Source organism: Chondrinema litorale, assembly GCF_026250525.1.
Taxonomy (GTDB): Bacteria; Bacteroidota; Bacteroidia; order Cytophagales; family Flammeovirgaceae; genus Chondrinema; species Chondrinema litorale.
The window spans coordinates 4,311,909-4,328,142 of record NZ_CP111043.1 but is presented as its reverse complement, the minus strand read 5'-3'; the positions used below and the strand labels follow the sequence as shown (position 1 = coordinate 4,328,142).

The 16,234-nt window shown below is 33.6% G+C and carries 11 protein-coding genes; 9 read left to right on the top strand and 2 right to left on the bottom strand.

What is annotated here, in order from left to right; all coding sequences use genetic code 11:
• Window positions 1-22 precede the first annotated feature (22 nt).
• From OQ292_RS17860 to OQ292_RS17835, 6 genes are read left to right on the top strand one after another with little or no spacing between them, the layout of a single operon-like run.
• On the top strand, window positions 23-1,324 hold the full coding sequence (locus OQ292_RS17860; RefSeq protein ID WP_284683504.1) for a TolC family protein: 1,302 nt from the start codon (window positions 23-25) through the stop codon (window positions 1,322-1,324).
• 15 nt (window positions 1,325-1,339) lie between these two features.
• A complete protein-coding gene (locus OQ292_RS17855) occupies window positions 1,340-2,281 on the top strand; it encodes an HlyD family secretion protein (RefSeq protein WP_284683503.1) in 942 nt (313 codons plus the stop codon).
• Between the two features lie 3 nt (window positions 2,282-2,284).
• Window positions 2,285-3,211, top strand: a complete 927-nt coding sequence (locus tag OQ292_RS17850) for an ABC transporter ATP-binding protein (protein WP_284683502.1) — start codon at window positions 2,285-2,287, stop codon at window positions 3,209-3,211.
• Window positions 3,204-3,947: an ABC transporter ATP-binding protein gene (locus tag OQ292_RS17845; RefSeq protein WP_284683501.1), complete on the top strand. Its 744-nt coding sequence runs from the start codon at window positions 3,204-3,206 to the stop codon at window positions 3,945-3,947. Before OQ292_RS17850 ends, OQ292_RS17845 begins: the two co-directional genes overlap by 8 nt.
• A 7-nt stretch (window positions 3,948-3,954) precedes the next feature.
• Window positions 3,955-5,064, top strand: coding sequence for an ABC transporter permease (locus OQ292_RS17840; RefSeq protein WP_284683500.1), 1,110 nt, complete (start codon window positions 3,955-3,957; stop codon window positions 5,062-5,064).
• Window positions 5,065-5,067: 3 nt separating this feature from the next.
• Window positions 5,068-6,204, top strand: coding sequence for an ABC transporter permease (locus tag OQ292_RS17835; protein ID WP_284683499.1), 1,137 nt, complete (start codon window positions 5,068-5,070; stop codon window positions 6,202-6,204).
• A 59-nt stretch (window positions 6,205-6,263) separates the two neighbouring features.
• On the opposite strand, the gene OQ292_RS17830 is transcribed toward OQ292_RS17835, so the two are convergent.
• The gene (locus tag OQ292_RS17830) at window positions 6,264-9,494 is read right to left on the bottom strand and encodes a WD40 repeat domain-containing protein (RefSeq protein ID WP_284683498.1); all 3,231 of its coding nucleotides are present in this window, start codon (window positions 9,492-9,494) and stop codon (window positions 6,264-6,266) included.
• A gap of 264 nt (window positions 9,495-9,758) precedes the next feature.
• On the opposite strand from OQ292_RS17830, the gene OQ292_RS17825 reads away from it, so the two are divergent.
• The 3 genes from OQ292_RS17825 (at window position 9,759) to OQ292_RS17815 (ending at window position 15,386) form a co-directional block, all read left to right on the top strand.
• A complete protein-coding gene (locus OQ292_RS17825) occupies window positions 9,759-12,134 on the top strand; it encodes an ABC transporter permease (RefSeq protein WP_284683497.1) in 2,376 nt (791 codons plus the stop codon).
• 165 nt (window positions 12,135-12,299) lie between these two features.
• Window positions 12,300-12,635: a PadR family transcriptional regulator gene (locus OQ292_RS17820; RefSeq protein WP_284686019.1), complete on the top strand. Its 336-nt coding sequence runs from the start codon at window positions 12,300-12,302 to the stop codon at window positions 12,633-12,635.
• A 78-nt stretch (window positions 12,636-12,713) separates the two neighbouring features.
• Window positions 12,714-15,386, top strand: coding sequence for an ABC transporter permease (locus OQ292_RS17815; RefSeq protein WP_284683496.1), 2,673 nt, complete (start codon window positions 12,714-12,716; stop codon window positions 15,384-15,386).
• Window positions 15,387-15,473: 87 nt separating this feature from the next.
• Here OQ292_RS17815 and OQ292_RS17810 read toward each other — a convergent pair whose 3' ends face one another.
• The gene (locus tag OQ292_RS17810; protein WP_284683495.1) at window positions 15,474-16,145 is read right to left on the bottom strand and encodes a YceI family protein; all 672 of its coding nucleotides are present in this window, start codon (window positions 16,143-16,145) and stop codon (window positions 15,474-15,476) included.
• Window positions 16,146-16,234: the final 89 nt, after the last annotated feature.

Here is a 16,234-nt window from a genome sequence, read left to right as displayed (position 1 = left end):
ACGATTAAAGCATTTGATAAAAATGAAAAAATCCTGTTTTTACATAACCGGAATCCTCATGGCAGTTCAGCTTTTTACGCTATTGCAGTCTGCCAACGCACAGGATACGCTTAGTTTGCAAAGGTGTTACCAGTTAATGGAAGAGTTACACCCAGAAGAACAATCGAGAATTTATGCCGAAAACATTAGGCAATTAAAGCAAGAGAATTTGAGCACGGCTTTTTTACCTCAATTTGCTGTAAATGGCCAAGCGACTTATCAGTCTGATGTAATGTCTATTCCAATAGAAAGCCCAGCTTTTAGCATTCCAGATATTCCGAAAGATCAGTATAAAATCCAGTTGGAAGTAAGCCAGCTTATTTATGATGGCGGAGTTAACAAAATAAAAAAGACGCAAGAAGAGCTCAACGAAAAAACTACAAAAACAGAAATTAACCTGAATCAGAGACAGGTAAAATCACAGATCAATAGTCTGTTTTTTACTGCGCTCAATCTGCAAGAACAAGAAAGATTATTGAACGAATCTGTTTTAGGGGAGCTTCAAAATCAACTAAAACTTACTGAAGCAAGAATTAAAAATGGTGTTTTGCTTAAAGGAGCTGCCAACAGCATACAAATTGAGATTCTTAAAATAAAACAAGATCTGCTAAATGTAAATGAACAGCAGAAAGCAGTATTTAAAATGCTTAAATCCTGGACAGGTTTAGACAATCTGCAAGAATATGATCTCCTGTATCCATCATACGATATTGCAAATAATAGCAACACTAACTTTGACAGTAAACCACAAATACAGATTTTATCGCTTCAGCAACAGCAATTAGAAGTTTCAAAAGATATGATACAGGCGGGAAACATGCCGATGCTCTCAGCATTTGCCAATGCGGGCTTTGGTAGTCCTAACCCTTACAATATGTTCGAAACCAGCTTTGAACCTTTCTATCTACTTGGCTTGCGACTAAACTGGCAGCCATTTAAGTATGGAAATACACACCGTTCTGTGGAGGTAAGTAAATTACAGCAATCGGCGCTTGAAGCAAGAAAAGAGAGTATTAATAAGCAATCTGATGTAAACCTGATTCAATACCAGCAAGATGCTGAGCGCTTACAAAAGCTCATTGAAACAGACCAAGAAATGATTGTTTTGCAAGAGGATAATGTGAAAGAATATGGCTCATTGCAACAGAACGGTGTAATTACCTCAACCGGATACCTTACAGAAGTTAACAAACTCACTCAATTTCAATTAAATCTGCAAATTCATAAAATGTCGTTGGCAAAAGCCAAAGTTGACTGGATGTTTGAAGCAGGAATACTTAAATAAATTCATTCTAATCTCATGAAAAATACAAAAGTTATTTCTATAAAGGCAATTTGCTATCTTCCAATAATCCTGTTTTTAGCATCTTGCGGAAATGATGATAATGCAGCAGATGCTTACGGCCAATTTGAAGCTACTGAAGTAATTGTTTCGGCAGAAGGCAGTGGAAAAATCATATCACTCGATGTGGAAGAAGGATCAGAAATTAAAGTTGGTGAAGTGGTTGGTTGTATTGATACGGTACAACTGTTTCTAAAAAAGCAGCAGTTACAGGCTACAATCGCAGCAGTAACTAGTAAAACTCAGAATATTTCAGATCAACTCGCAGTTTACTACGAGCGAAAAGAAAATTTGGTAAGAGAGAAAAACCGACTCGAATCTTTATTTAAAGAAGACGCAGCAACAGACAAACAACTTGACGATATTAATGGTGAAATTGAAGTAGTTGAAAAGCAATTAGATGCTGTAAAAAGTCAGTTAAGCACGCAAAACAGTGGAATTTTAGGTGAAATTCTTCCATTAGAAAAACAGATCGCTCAAATAGAAGATCAATTGCAAAAATCTGTGTTGAGACATCCAGTTTCTGGAATTGTCTTAGAAAAATACGCAGAAGAAGGCGAAGTAGCCTCTTTTGGTAAGCCACTTTACAAGATTGCAGTTAAAAATGATATGTATTTGCGAGTTTACCTTAGTGCAAAGCAATTGGCGAAACTCAAATTACAGCAACCTATAACTGTAAGAATCGACACTGATGAAGAAAACTATCTGGAAACAACCGGTACGCTCGCTTGGATTTCTAACAAAGCAGAGTTTACACCCAAAAACATCCAGACCAAAGAAGATAGGGTAAATATGGTTTATGCGGCAAAAATAAGAGTAAAAGACGATGGTACTTTTAAAATAGGCATGCCGGGCGAAGCAATTTTCAACAACGACTCTTCTAACATTGCACAAAAATAAGTGATGGATAATTCAGCAATTATCATAGATAATATCTGCATATCATACGAAGAAAATCAGGCACTTAAAAACATTTCTCTGGATGTGAAAAAAGGAGAATTGTTTGGACTTATCGGGCCAGATGGAGCCGGAAAAACCAGTTTGATAAGAATATTGGTTACCCTACTCCTCGCCGATTCTGGTAATGCCAAAGTTGCTGGTTACGATGTGGTAAAAGATTTTAAAAAGCTAAGAAATATTCTTGGCTATATGCCGGGCAGATTCTCACTTTATCAAGATTTGAGTGTAGAAGAAAACCTGAATCTATTTGCCACTATTTTCGGTACCACTATTCAAGAAAATTACCGCCTCATTAAAGATATCTACGAACAAATAGAGCCTTTTAAACATCGTAGAGCAGGTAAATTATCTGGTGGAATGAAACAGAAATTGGCGCTATCTTGTGCGCTTATTCACAAGCCAGAAGTGCTTTTTCTGGATGAACCTACTACAGGTGTCGATCCGGTTTCGAGAAAGGAATTTTGGGCAATGCTTAAAAAGTTAAAGGATGAGGGAATCACCATATTTGTGTCCACTCCTTATATGGATGAAGCTGCACTTTGCGATAGAGTCGCATTAATTCAAGAAGGTAATATATTGAGTATAGACAGCCCAGAAAACATCACAAAAACTTTCCCTAAAAAGCTTTTTGCTATTGGTAACGAGAACAAGTATAAGCTGCTCAAAACAATGGAAACTTATGAGTACACAAGATCAGTACAGCCATTTGGTGAATACTTGCACTATACAGATGTAAGAGCAGATATTTCTACTGCCGTTTTACAATCATTTTTAGAGAATGAAATTGATGGAAAGTCAGAAGTCTTCGGGATTAAACCCAATATCGAAGACTGTTTTATGGAACTGATGAATCAACAGGAATATGAATAATACAGAAAACAGACCAGCAGTAAAAGTAAATAAGCTTACCCGCCAATTCGGTGATTTTTATGCAGTAAAAGAGATCACTTTTGAGGTAAACAAAGGGGAAATATTCGGCTTTCTTGGTGCAAATGGAGCTGGTAAAAGCACCGCAATGCGTATGCTTACAGGCTTGCTTGCTCCTAGTAGCGGTGAAGCTACTGTCGCAGGTTACGATGTGTACAAAGAAGCAGAAAAGATCAAAAAGAATATTGGTTACATGAGTCAGCGCTTTTCACTTTACGAAGATTTAACAGTGCTGGAAAACATCAGATTCTACGGTGGAATTTATGGGCTTAGCAATCAACAGATTAAGAAAAAATCTGATGAACTGGTTGAAAAACTCAATTTACACGAGGTGAGTAAATCACTTTTAAGCGGACTTCCACTTGGTTGGAAGCAGAAGTTAGCCTTTTCTGTTGCCTTGCTTCATGACCCTGAAATCATCTTCTTAGACGAGCCTACAGGTGGAGTAGACCCTGTAACTCGTAGGCAATTTTGGAAATTAATTTACGAAGCTTCTGATAACGGAATCACTGTTTTTGTAACCACTCACTATATGGACGAAGCAGAATATTGTAACCGAATTTCTATGATGGTGGCAGGAGAAATTGCCGCATTAGGCAGCCCCAATGAATTAAAGAAACAATATGGCGTAGACAGCATGGATGATGTTTTTGTGAAAATTGCACGTCCATCCAACTAACAAAATCATGAAAAAACTCAAAGGATTTATAGTTAAGGAGTTCTTCCACATATTTAGAGATTATCGCACTATTTTAATCTTGTTTGGTATGCCAATTATGCAGATTATGCTTTTTGGATTTGCCATTACCAATGAGATTAAAAATGCAAAAATTGCAGTGCTCGATCATTCAAAAGACGAATTGAGTAGAAAACTGATAGAAAAAATCTCAGCATCTGAGTATTTTACTTTATACACAAACCTTCAGAATGTGGATGAGATGAAAACAGCGTTTGAAGAAGCCAAAATCAAACAAGCTATCATCATCGAAAAAGGTTTTGCTGAAAATCTTCACAAAACGAATCAGGCAAATATTCAGATTATTTCTGATGCTACAGAGCCTAACACAGCTAATACATTATCCAATTACACACAAGTAGTTATCCGTAATTTTCAACAAGATTTAAACAAGCAGCAAAAGTCTGGAGTAATGCAAATCGATGCAGAAGTACAAATGCGCTACAACGAAAAATTAAAAGGCGTTTTTCTATTTGTACCCGGTTTAATTACCATTATTCTCATGCTAGTTTCTGCCATGATGACTTCCATTTCCATTACCAAAGAAAAAGAGATGGGAACCATGGAAATTTTACTGGTTTCGCCTTTAAAGCCTTTTCAATTAATTCTGGCTAAAGTTATTCCCTATTTGCTACTTTCATTCTTAAATGCTTGTATCATCTTGATACTGGGAAATTATGTTTTTGGTGTGCCTGTTAAGGGAAACCTGATTCTCTTACTCGTAGAATCTATGTTGTTTATCATCACAGCCTTATCTCTGGGAATATTTATATCTACTAAAACAGATTCTCAACAAGTGGCTTTAATGGTTTCTCTAATGGGATTAATGCTACCAACTATTATGTTATCAGGGTTCATTTTCCCAATTGAAAACATGCCGCTTCCGCTACAAATAATTTCCAATTTCTTACCGGCTAAATGGTTCATCATTATCGTGAAAAGCATCATGCTAAAGGGTAGCAGTTTTATTTATGTATGGAAAGAAACCCTCATTCTACTTGGCTTTACTACATTATTTATTGGCCTAAGTGTTAAAAACTTTAAGATTAGACTAGCTTAAATTATGAGAAAAATAAGATTTATACTTGAAAAAGAATTTAGGCAGATTTTCAGAAATAAAGGAATGCTGCCGATCATTTTTGTGATGCCAATTGTACAGCTTCTCATACTAGCCAATGCTGCAACTTTCGATATTAAAAATATCAAGATTATCATTTTAGATCAGGATCACTCTACCTTCTCTAAAAGACTAGTGAGTAACGTAAATGCCTCGCCATATTTTGCATTACAAGAGCCTTCTGCAAATACAGAACAAGCTGAAGATGCGCTTAAAGAAGAAAAGTCTGATATGTATGTGGTAATTCCTGCAGATTTTGAGAAAGATTTAATGAAAGAACAAAATGCTGAAGTTCAAATGATTATCAACGCCATTGATGGCTCAAAAGCTGGGTTAGCAAGTGCCTATTTTGCAAATTTACTAGCTAACTTTAATATTGAAATGGCTTCATCATATGGCTTAAAAACCAATGCTATGCTTACTAGTAATAACAGTTCTAAAAGCATAGCTGTCGCTAATTCTAACTGGTACAATCAATTTCTCAATTATAAATTTTACATGGTTCCAGGAATTCTGGTTCTACTAGTCACTATGATTGGTGCTTTTCTCTCATCTATGAATATTGTGAGGGAAAAAGAAATTGGCACGATTGAGCAATTAAATGTTACTCCCATAAAGAATTATGAATTTATTATTGGTAAGTTGCTGCCCTTTTGGCTAATAGGCTTGTTTGAGCTTGCTTTAGGTTTAACATTAGCAAAAATCTTTTATAATATACCGATTGAAGGCTCTTTACTAATCATTTTTGTTTTTGCTGGAATTTATTTGCTAGCTGTTTTAGGCATGGGTTTGCTCATTTCTACCATTACGGAAACACAACAGCAATCTATGTTTATTTCTTGGTTCTTTCTTGTGATTTTCATTTTACTGAGTGGACTTTTTACGGCTATAGAAAACATGCCTGAGTGGGCACAAAAAATCACTTTGTTTAACCCTGTAAGATACTTTATTGAAGTTACCAGAATGGTAATGCTAAAAGGTGCGGGATTCTCAGCAGTTAAAACTCAATTTGTCGTGATGCTCGCTTTTGCATTTTGCCTAAATTTATTAGCTATTCTACGATACAGAAAAACAGCTAGTTAGAGATTTGAGAAGCTAAATGTAATTTTAAGATATATAGCCTAGTGTTTATAGTTGAAAAATTAAATACTAGGTTTTACCTGATCGATAAAATCCTTTTCTAATACGTCAATATTCGTAGCTAACTGAGCCGCAAAATAACTGTTCTTGTGTTTGTCTTTTGCTAGAATCTCTACATAATCAAAAGTTTCAGCAGACTGATACACATCAATTACTTCGATATTGTCTGGCAGATCAATGGTAAAAAGATCATTGCCTCTTGCATCAATTCCTTTAATTTCATTCTTCTCGCATAGAATTACAGATTCACCATCGTGTGCGAAGAATGTTTTTAAAGGCTTATAACCTTCTACATTTCTTTCAAAACGGATAACGTTACCTTCAATATCCCATAAGGTATAATCGCCACCTAGTCCCAAGCTTACAATAAAACTGGCTGTTTTAGAGAAGTCTGCATAAATCCCAGAAGAAGATGGGCCATTTAATTTGTTATAGAGCTTGCCATTATTTTCCCAAACAATAATTTCTTGGTCGTCACCTGCGCTTAAAAAATGCTGACCATCTCGGCTATAGGTAACAAAATTTATTGCAGACCTATGTTTTTTGGTTTTATAGATGATCTCTCCATCCATATCCACCTTTATTAAATAATGATCTGTGCCTGCACTCACTACTTCTTTACCATCAGGAGCAAAAGCCAGCGATTTTATTTTGCCTTCATGTGCTTTTACCGTTTTAATTTTATTTCCTTTTAAATCAAAAAGATAAATAATACCCTCACAATCACCTGCCGCAATTTTACCTGCTTTATCAGAAGCCACTATACAGCTCCATTTGTTGGCATTTTCGATTGTCCATTCTTTTCTTCTGCTTTTAATATTATAGAGCGATATTCTATCTCTATTACTTACTAAAAAGTAGTTATCGTTGTATCTAGCAATTCTTTTAGCCGATTCTTCTAGCTTTACAACTTTCTGGAAAAATGGTGGATGAACAGGTAATTTATAAAGCAATGTTTGTCCAGAGGCAGTTGTTCCGGTAAACAAAACTTGATTTTTATCTACAGTATTCAATAGTCTGTAACTGATAATATTTTCAACTTGGTAGCTACCTAACAAATCTCCTTCGAGACTCCATTGCTTAATTCCGTTGTTTCTAGATAAGGTGTAAAAGCAGGCAAGTTGATAATTATAAAAAAGTTGAATGGCATTTAAATCATTCATTTTTAGCTTTTCCCAACCATTATTTTTAGTTTTTTTATAGAAAATACCATCCTTAGCTAGCAAAAAAAAATTAGAATTAACTAAACAAGCATCATTTGCCGCAAACGGTAAATCTGCAGTTTCAAGAGGTCTATCAAATTTTTTGTGATATTTAAAATACTTAGATTCTGTAAAAACATGCAGCTCAGATCCTCTCTGGCCAGTAATTAGCCTAATTATTTTATTAGCAGATTTTAATTCACTTATAGTATTTAATAGTTCATCAGTTACAATTACTTTATAATCTGAAACCTTAAAAGCAATTTTCTTTTCTTTTTCTAAAAATACAAAATCCCGGCAAACCAATTGTTCACCAGGATTAGATTCCTTTAGTAGTTTTCCATCAGTCTCCCAAATACATAATTTTTCTCTGGAGCCACTAGTAAAAATGGTTTTTTCATTAAAGCCGAATGATGCTTTAAAAATCTGATGATCTTTTACTTCAAAGCGGTGCAAAAGATTACCCTCACCATCAAACATATCGAAATAGTTAAGACCATATGCCAAAAGCACTTTAGATCCATCACTATTAAACTCAAAGTTTGTTATTGTTTTATATGTACTCCCAATTTGATTCAAAAACCGGCTAGTTCCATAATACAAATTGAGAAAATCTTTATTAGGAGTTTCTGGGTTGCTCTTTAGCTTCTGCCACTTATTAAAGAAATCTTCACCAGACGAAACATCAGAAAGGTTTGTTTCTTTAAATATGAGCTTATGTTCTTTTTTATTTAAAGCCGTACTTTGACCATTTAATACAAAAAGAAAAAATAATACACCTAAAAAGACTAGAAGTATAGATAAGATAATAGCACCTAATCTTAGGTTTTTACTCAAGCTATGAGCAGCTATACTTTTATCAATAAAAAGCTTTTGTAACGGAGAGATAGCTGGGGTTAAATTTTCTTCTTGAGCAGTTGCCATCCACTCTCCTGCTTCAATCGCTTCTGGACCCTTCAATAAATCTTTATAAATTTTCTTATGTTTAACCCATACAAGTGATTTTATTAAAAACTTAGTATGTTTCTCAACATAGTCTTGATCTCTTAAAAGTTTTTCTTCTATTTGTTTTGCAAAATCTTGATGGAACATCCAGTCTGTAGGAATCTTCACCACATTTTCAGCATCTAATTGCGGTGGGATTGGCTGGTTCTTCATTTCAGGACTTATCAAAGTGATAATCCTTTTATTCATGCTCATGGCATAAGAAACGATCCTCTGGCACTCACTATTGGTTGTACTTTGTGCAGAATAAATAAAAATAATGTTTTTACTCCTTCTTATATCATGGTCGTTAAAAGTCTTATTTTGAGTTTTGGGAGAAATATAATTTCCAGAAATTATTTCATAACCTCCATCTCTTAAAAACTGAATAATATTGCTTGAAACACCAGGGTTATTTATGCCACAATGCAAGTAAGCATCTGCCAATGGAAGATGATGCTCTCTAGAAACAGAAAGAAATTCTTGCTTTAATTTGAAATTATTAAGGTCTTTTTTACCTTCTACCGCTTGTTCTAGCCATTCTATATATTCAAAAAGTTCGCTTTTTTCAAGCAAAAGACTTGTATCTTCTTTATTCTCTGACCAGTGCATTGCACGGCTTAAAAGACTTTTTGAAATCTCTGAGTAATTCTTTAAAAATGATACCTTTTTGCATACCCATTTTACAGTGAGTTCATCATTGAAAATGGTCGCATCTATGTTAAAAATATTTTTTGTATCAATATCAAACTTACTATCATCCAGCCTAATAATTATCAGGTCAACATCATCAGCTCTCTCATTTATAAATTTTCGGATTGTTTCTGATTCATTAAACTTAAAAGTAAGAATTATAATTTTTGACGCACTATTATCTCCAATTGGCAAAACAGCTCCATCAGAAATAATTTCTGACTCAGTTACTTTCAGTAACTCTGCCTCAATTCCTATACTTCTTAAACCCCTAAAAATTTTTTCGAGGCGTGGATAGTCTACAGAATCATTATAGAATATGTTTACCGGGCTACTGGCAAGTGATACCGACATCTTAAAAATAATTTGAAAAAAAAATTTTACCTTAAAACGCAGTCCATTCCTTTTTAGTAAGCAGATATAAATATTTAAATAGAATCTTTAATTCTTTATATACAAAATAATATAAATGATACTTATTTTTTGGCTTATTTCCTTTTAAATAAGCAATATGCCAGCCTTTCTTCACCTAATAACTCCATTAGTAAAATAGCAGCCTTTTAATTACGACACATATCGTATATTAGAATTATTCTATTATTTTACCCAGTGTCAATTATGCTAAAAAACCTATTTAAAATTGCTATAAGAAACATCATTAAAGAGAAATCCTACAGCATAATTAATGTGCTAGGATTAGCCATCGGCATGACCTCTGCCATATTTTTAACGCTATATGTACTAGATGAATTAAGCTATGACAGGTTTCACGAAAACGCGGATAAAATTTATAGGGTAAACTCAAACATTACTGAACCGAACAAATCTTTTAATTGGAACAGTACTCAAGTTCCTACAGGCCCAACCATCACTGAGGAATATCCAGTAGTTGAAAATTACGCAAGGTTTTTCCCAAGAAACAGAACACTGTTTAAATATGAAGATCAAAATATTTACGAACAAGATGTATATGCCGCAGATTCTACCGTATTTGATGTATTTACTTTCCCATTTATAGAAGGTCAACCTCAGAATGCACTTAATAAAAATAATTCTCTAGTAATTACAAAAAAGCTCGCAACCAAACTATTTGGAGAACAACCTGCCTTAGGAAAACTGATTGGTAGTGAAAACAACCAAACTTTTGAAGTTACTGGAGTAATTGAAGATATCCCGCTCAATTCGCACTTACAATTCGAAGCTCTTATTTCTGTTGATCCAAGGGAAAGTAGCAACGACAACTGGGGAGGTTTTTATGTTTTAACCTATCTAGTTTTACCTTCAGGTTATAATGTAGCAGAACTAAATAGTCAATTAGGAAATATGTACACCAAATATATGGAGAATATTTTTGGTGAAATGGGAATAAAAATCCAATACGAACTACAAAAAATAACCGATATACATCTGCATTCTAATATTGAAGGTGAAGGTGGCGGAGATATTAGCTATATCTATATTTTTAGCATTGTAGCAGCCTTTATGATACTAATAGCTTGTATCAACTACATGAATCTCTCAACTGCTAGATCTGTGCACAGAGCCAAAGAAGTAGGCATTAGAAAAGTAATGGGTTCTGTAAAGTCTCAGCTTATTATACAGTTTTTATCAGAATCTGTAATACTATCTTTTATCGCATTGCTCATATCCATTTTATTCATATTTATTGCTTTGCCATACTTTAATGAGGTTTCGGGAAAAGAAATTGAGTTCTCAATGGTGTTTAGCGGATTTTTCCCATTTGCAATACTAGCAGTAACACTTTTAGCAGGACTTCTTGGCGGTAGTTATCCTGCTTTAGTTATGTCTTCATTCAAACCTGTAAGTGTATTAAAGGGAAAAGTAATAAGCGGAAAAAGTAATATTGCTTTCAGAAAAATATTGGTAATTCTCCAGTTTTCTATCTCGTTAGTAATGGTGGTTTGTACTAAAATAGTTTACGACCAACTAGACTTTTTACAAAACAAAGACTTAGGTTATAACAGAGAGCAAGTAATGGTTTTTAACATGCCAAGAGCACCACTTAATAATAAATATGAGATTCTTAAGCATGATTTAATAGCTGATCCTAATATTCTTAATATAGCAAGTGCTGGCAATACTGCCGGAAATATTGGTAGTAGAGTAATACTAGAACTTGAGACTAATGAAGGTATGGACGAACTGGCTGTAAAACCATTTATGATTGATCATGATTTTTTAAAAACCATGAAAATAGACATTGTTCAAGGCAGAAATTTTTCTGAAGATATAAAGGCAGATACTACAAATGGATTTATAGTAAATGAAACATTGGTTAAATTACTAAATTGGGATAATCCGATAGGAAAAAGAATGGTTGTAGGTGGCAGCGATGAAGAACCTGTTTATGCACAAGTAATTGGTGTAGTAAAAGATTTCCATCCGGTTTCTCTTTATGAGAAAATTGAACCGATGGTGCTCTTTTATAGATTAAACAATCGTGCTGTTCATGTAAAAGTAAATGCAAATAATATAAGCACTACGATTAGTAGTATTGAAAATAAATGGAAAGAAGTTTTCCCTACCATTCCATTTGATTATGATTTTCTAGATCAGGATTTTCTTTCGGCATATCAAGCAGATGTAAATCGAGGTAAAATATTTACCACTTTTGCCATTCTCACCATCTTTATCGCATGTCTTGGCTTGTTAGGTTTAGCATCTTATACCGCTGAAAACAGAACTAAAGAAATCGGTATTAGAAAAGTAATAGGTGCCACTATAATAAATATTGTATTGATGATTTCTAGAGATTTTGTGATTCTTATCGCTATATCAATGGTTATTGCTTTCCCACTCGCCTATTATTTTATGGACAATTGGTTAGAAATTTTCGCTTATAAAACAGAAATTAAGTGGTTAAGCTTTGTAATAGCAGCCCTACTTACTTTTGGTATTACTATTACAACTGTGAGCTACCACACCATAAGAGCAGCCACAAGAAACCCAATTAAATCTTTAAGATCAGAATAATTCATTCTTTTATTTAAATTGAAGAGAGCTTCCATTAATAGGAAGCTCTTTTTGCTTTATTAATAAAATATTTTACCATCCAACACTATATTTTTTACATTTATGGAAAATATATCTTCGCCAATATTTATTTTATTTACATTTATAGAAAATATAGCAATCAATATGAAAGGAACTTATCTGGGAGAATTTGAAGAAATAGTTTTACTCACTGTAGGAGTCTTATACGACGAAGCTTATGGTCTTTCAATTAAGAATGAAGTTGAAAATCGCTCAAATAGAAGTGTAAATCTTAGCGCAATACATGCAGCACTTTATAGACTAGAAGAAAAAGGTTTTCTTAATTCTAGATTAGGAGAAGCTACAGGAAAAAGAGGCGGCAAAAGAAAAAAATACTTTACTGTTACCAAATTAGGTGTTAGTGCGCTTGAAGAAGCCAAAAGCATTAGAGATTCACTTTGGACATCTATACCTAAAATAGCCTTACAAGGAGGAAAATAAATTCCAGTTTAGCTCAATACCCACAAATAAAGCTACTGATATTAACAACTCACATTTTATTCAATAATTAGCCTTTTTATGAAAGAAGATAAAGAAGTCTCTCCACCATTATTTGCTCAAAAATTCCTCGGTTGGTTTTGCTCTGAAGAATTTCTCGAAGTGGTTGAAGGTGATCTTTATGAAGAGTTTATAGATAATGTAGATGAAAAAGGACTTCGAAAAGCCCAGCTCATTTACATAAAAACTGTCTTACTTTCTTTTAGGCTATATCAGATTAGAAAACCTCAAAATAAAACATTTATATCATTAGCTATGCTACTTAACTATTTTAAAATTGCTTATAGAAGCCTACTGAAACACAAATCTTACTCTTTTATTAATATTATTGGTTTGTCTTTTGGGATTAGTTGCTTTCTCATTATTGGATTGTATATCGAAGATGAAATGATGTTCGATAAATTTCACGAGCAACACGAAAACATTTATCGCATAACTGAAAAACAAGTAGATGAAAAAGGAGAAAAATACTTGGCTTCGGTTGCCTACCAACCTGCAGAACAAGCTCAGGAACAATTATCTGAGATAAAAGATGCAGTAACTTTTTTTAGCTATGGAAGAGTGCTAATTTCAAATCCTGAAAATAATTTTAGCACATATGTAGAATATAACTTTACTACTCCTAACCTTTTTAAGGTATTTGATTTTAAGGTTTTAAAGGGTGATAAAAGCACTTTTTTAATAGAGCCGCAATCGGTAATTCTGGATGAAAGTACAGCCATTCAACTTTTTGGCACTACAGATGTAATTGGCAAAAGCCTCTCTTCCGGTAGAGATAATAATCCGTTTATAGTAAAAGGTGTAATTGAAGACTTTCCTAATAACTCACATTTACAGTTAAACATCCTTTTCTCAATTTCGACAATTAGTGAACAAAACTTTTTTAAGAGAGTAGTCCCAAGCGACTGGACGAGTAATTATTTTACTAGTTACTTACTACTAGACGATGGAGCTGATGCAGCCAAAATTGAAGAGCAAATTAATGACCTAGCTAAAGCAAATAGAAAAGAAGCTTCTGTTAAACGATCTTACATATTACAAAAGCTAGACGATATACATTTTGGTTCTTCCCAATACCAGAACGATGCTAATTTCAATAAAAATGATATCAATTATATCTACATAATGGCTATTGCTGCATTGCTTATACTGATTATTGCCTGTTTTAACTATATGAATCTGGCAACGGCAAGATCTGTTGCCAGAAGCAAAGAAATTGGAATAAGAAAAGTTGCGGGAGCTTTTAGGTCTAGTATTATTATGCAATTTTTAGCTGAATCAATTTTACTAACTACTTTTTGTGTAATTATTTCTATAGCTGTTGTTTCGGTTGTATTGCCATCATTCAATCAATTTACAAATAAAGCGCTAAGCATTAATCCACTTGAAAACAATTGGTTAATACCTGCTTTAATTACTCTAAGCATATTAGTTGGAATCGTTTCTGGATTGTATCCGGCTCTTTTTCTTTCAAAATTTCAGGCAGCAACTGTTCTTAAATCTGCTGGCACAAAAATTAACTCAAACATGACTTTGAGAAGAGTACTAGTTACTTTTCAATTTGTTGTGTCTATTTCACTTACAATTGCTACACTGGTCACCTTTGTTCAAATGCAATATATAAAGGACAAAGACCTAGGCTTCGACAAAGATTTAATGCTAGTAGCAGATATCAATAGCGGACTGGTGAGAGTAAACTTCCAAACTCTTAAAAATGAATATGGCAAAATACCTGAAGTACAAAAGATCTCTGTAAGCTCAAGAGTGCCAGGAGAATGGAAACTTATACCAAAAGCCTTAATTACCAAACAAGGACAACCTGAAGAAATGGGCAAAGAGATGTATTTTTTAGGTGTTGACGAAGATTTTATTTCAACATTCGATATTAAGCTAATTAATGGAGAAAACTTTACTGGCAGTCCAAGTGATTCAAATTATGTAATTATTAATGAAACAGCAGCTCAATTATTAGGCATATCGCAAGCAGCTAATCAGCAAGTTGTTTTACACCATGGAAATTACAATGGCATTATTGAAAATCTTGAAAGCAAGTTAAAAGTAAATGTGAGAGGAATAGTAAAGGATTTTCATTACAAATCTCTGCATGAAGAAATTTCTCCTTTAATCATCGCTTATAAAAACAATCCTATCCATGCGATAGATTATTTTACAATGAAACTAGATGGGAAAAACCTTCCAGCTACGTTAGATAAACTAGAAGAAACTTTACATAAAGTTGATCCTGAACATATTTTCGAATATCATTTTCTGGATGATCAATTAGCTTTATTTTATGAAAATGATGAAAGAAGAGGCTTAATATTTACTATTTCGGCAATAGTTGCCATTTCGATTGCTTGCTTAGGTATGATCGCGCTGGTATCTTTTTCTACTAGACAAAAACAAAAAGAAATTGGAATTCGAAAAGTGCATGGAGCTAGCACATTTTCTATCACTTATCTATTAAGCAAAGAATTTTTTATACTAATAGTTATTGCTTTATTTATGGCTACTCCTATTGCTTGGTATAGTATGGAACATTGGCTTAATATTTTTGCCTACCATATTAACTTCTCACCAATTTATATTTTAGTAACTGGCATTTTTATGTTATTACTTACCATATTTTCAGTTGGTTTTCAAGCAATATATGCAGCTAGTAAAAACCCTGTAGATACGTTAAGAAGCGAATAATTAGTCTAACGACAATACAACACATAAAAAAAACCCTTACTTAAATAGTAAGGGTTTAAATTATTTATTTGTTATAACATGTAAATATTATGCTTGCTCTTTAGAAGCAGTAATATCAAAAGTTACATTAAATTCGTCTTTGATTGTTTTGTCACCCCACTGCTCTAAACCAGAGTGGAACATCATATCCCATTTAGTACGATCTAAAACTGCTGAACCAATAGCCTTAATAGTGCTACCTTCTGTAGAAACAGTTGCAGGGAAAGAGATTTCGTTTGTTATGTTTTTGATAGTTAAGTTACCAGTGATTGTGTGAGTTGCACCACCTTCGCCACCTTCTGTAACAGAAGTAATTTCGAAAGTAGAAACTGGACTTAATTCAACATTAAAGAAATCACCAGACTTTAAGTGACCTTCTAATTTACCTGCAGTTTCAGGATCATCTTTTAAATCAAGAGCTGTAATAGTATTTAAATCAATTGAAAAACTACCAGTAGTAATTGATCCATTTTCTACCATAATTGTACCTTCTGATAAATCGATAGATCCATCATGACTACCAGTCATTTTTGTAGCTTCCCATTTAACCATGCTGCTAGCTGTATCGATAGAATAAGTTCCGTCGCTTAGAGAAGAAGCAGTTGTTGTTTCTTCTGCTGCAGGCTCTTCAGTTACTGCAGTTTCATTTTTTGCACCACTACATGAAATAATGAAAGCACTGATTGCCAATACTAAAATGTTTTTACTTGACTTTAACATAGTTTTACTGTTTGGATTAATTTTTCCTTTAAACAACTAAAATCTTAGATTGTTAATAAATAATAATGATTTATGTGCAAAATTATACT

What these genes read in the sequence shown, in the direction of transcription:
- OQ292_RS17845 (WP_284683501.1), top strand. Translation starts at nt 3,204, where the DNA reads ATGAATAATACAGAAAACAGACCAGCAGTAAAAGTAAATAAGCTTACC.
- OQ292_RS17855 (WP_284683503.1), top strand. Translation starts at nt 1,340, where the DNA reads ATGAAAAATACAAAAGTTATTTCTATAAAGGCAATTTGCTATCTTCCA.
- OQ292_RS17825 (WP_284683497.1), top strand. Translation starts at nt 9,759, where the DNA reads ATGCTAAAAAACCTATTTAAAATTGCTATAAGAAACATCATTAAAGAG.
- OQ292_RS17820 (WP_284686019.1), top strand. Translation starts at nt 12,300, where the DNA reads ATGAAAGGAACTTATCTGGGAGAATTTGAAGAAATAGTTTTACTCACT.
- OQ292_RS17830 (WP_284683498.1), bottom strand. Translation starts at nt 9,494, where the DNA reads ATGTCGGTATCACTTGCCAGTAGCCCGGTAAACATATTCTATAATGAT.
- OQ292_RS17840 (WP_284683500.1), top strand. Translation starts at nt 3,955, where the DNA reads ATGAAAAAACTCAAAGGATTTATAGTTAAGGAGTTCTTCCACATATTT.
- OQ292_RS17810 (WP_284683495.1), bottom strand. Translation starts at nt 16,145, where the DNA reads ATGTTAAAGTCAAGTAAAAACATTTTAGTATTGGCAATCAGTGCTTTC.
- OQ292_RS17815 (WP_284683496.1), top strand. Translation starts at nt 12,714, where the DNA reads ATGAAAGAAGATAAAGAAGTCTCTCCACCATTATTTGCTCAAAAATTC.
- OQ292_RS17850 (WP_284683502.1), top strand. Translation starts at nt 2,285, where the DNA reads ATGGATAATTCAGCAATTATCATAGATAATATCTGCATATCATACGAA.
- OQ292_RS17835 (WP_284683499.1), top strand. Translation starts at nt 5,068, where the DNA reads ATGAGAAAAATAAGATTTATACTTGAAAAAGAATTTAGGCAGATTTTC.
- OQ292_RS17860 (WP_284683504.1), top strand. Translation starts at nt 23, where the DNA reads ATGAAAAAATCCTGTTTTTACATAACCGGAATCCTCATGGCAGTTCAG.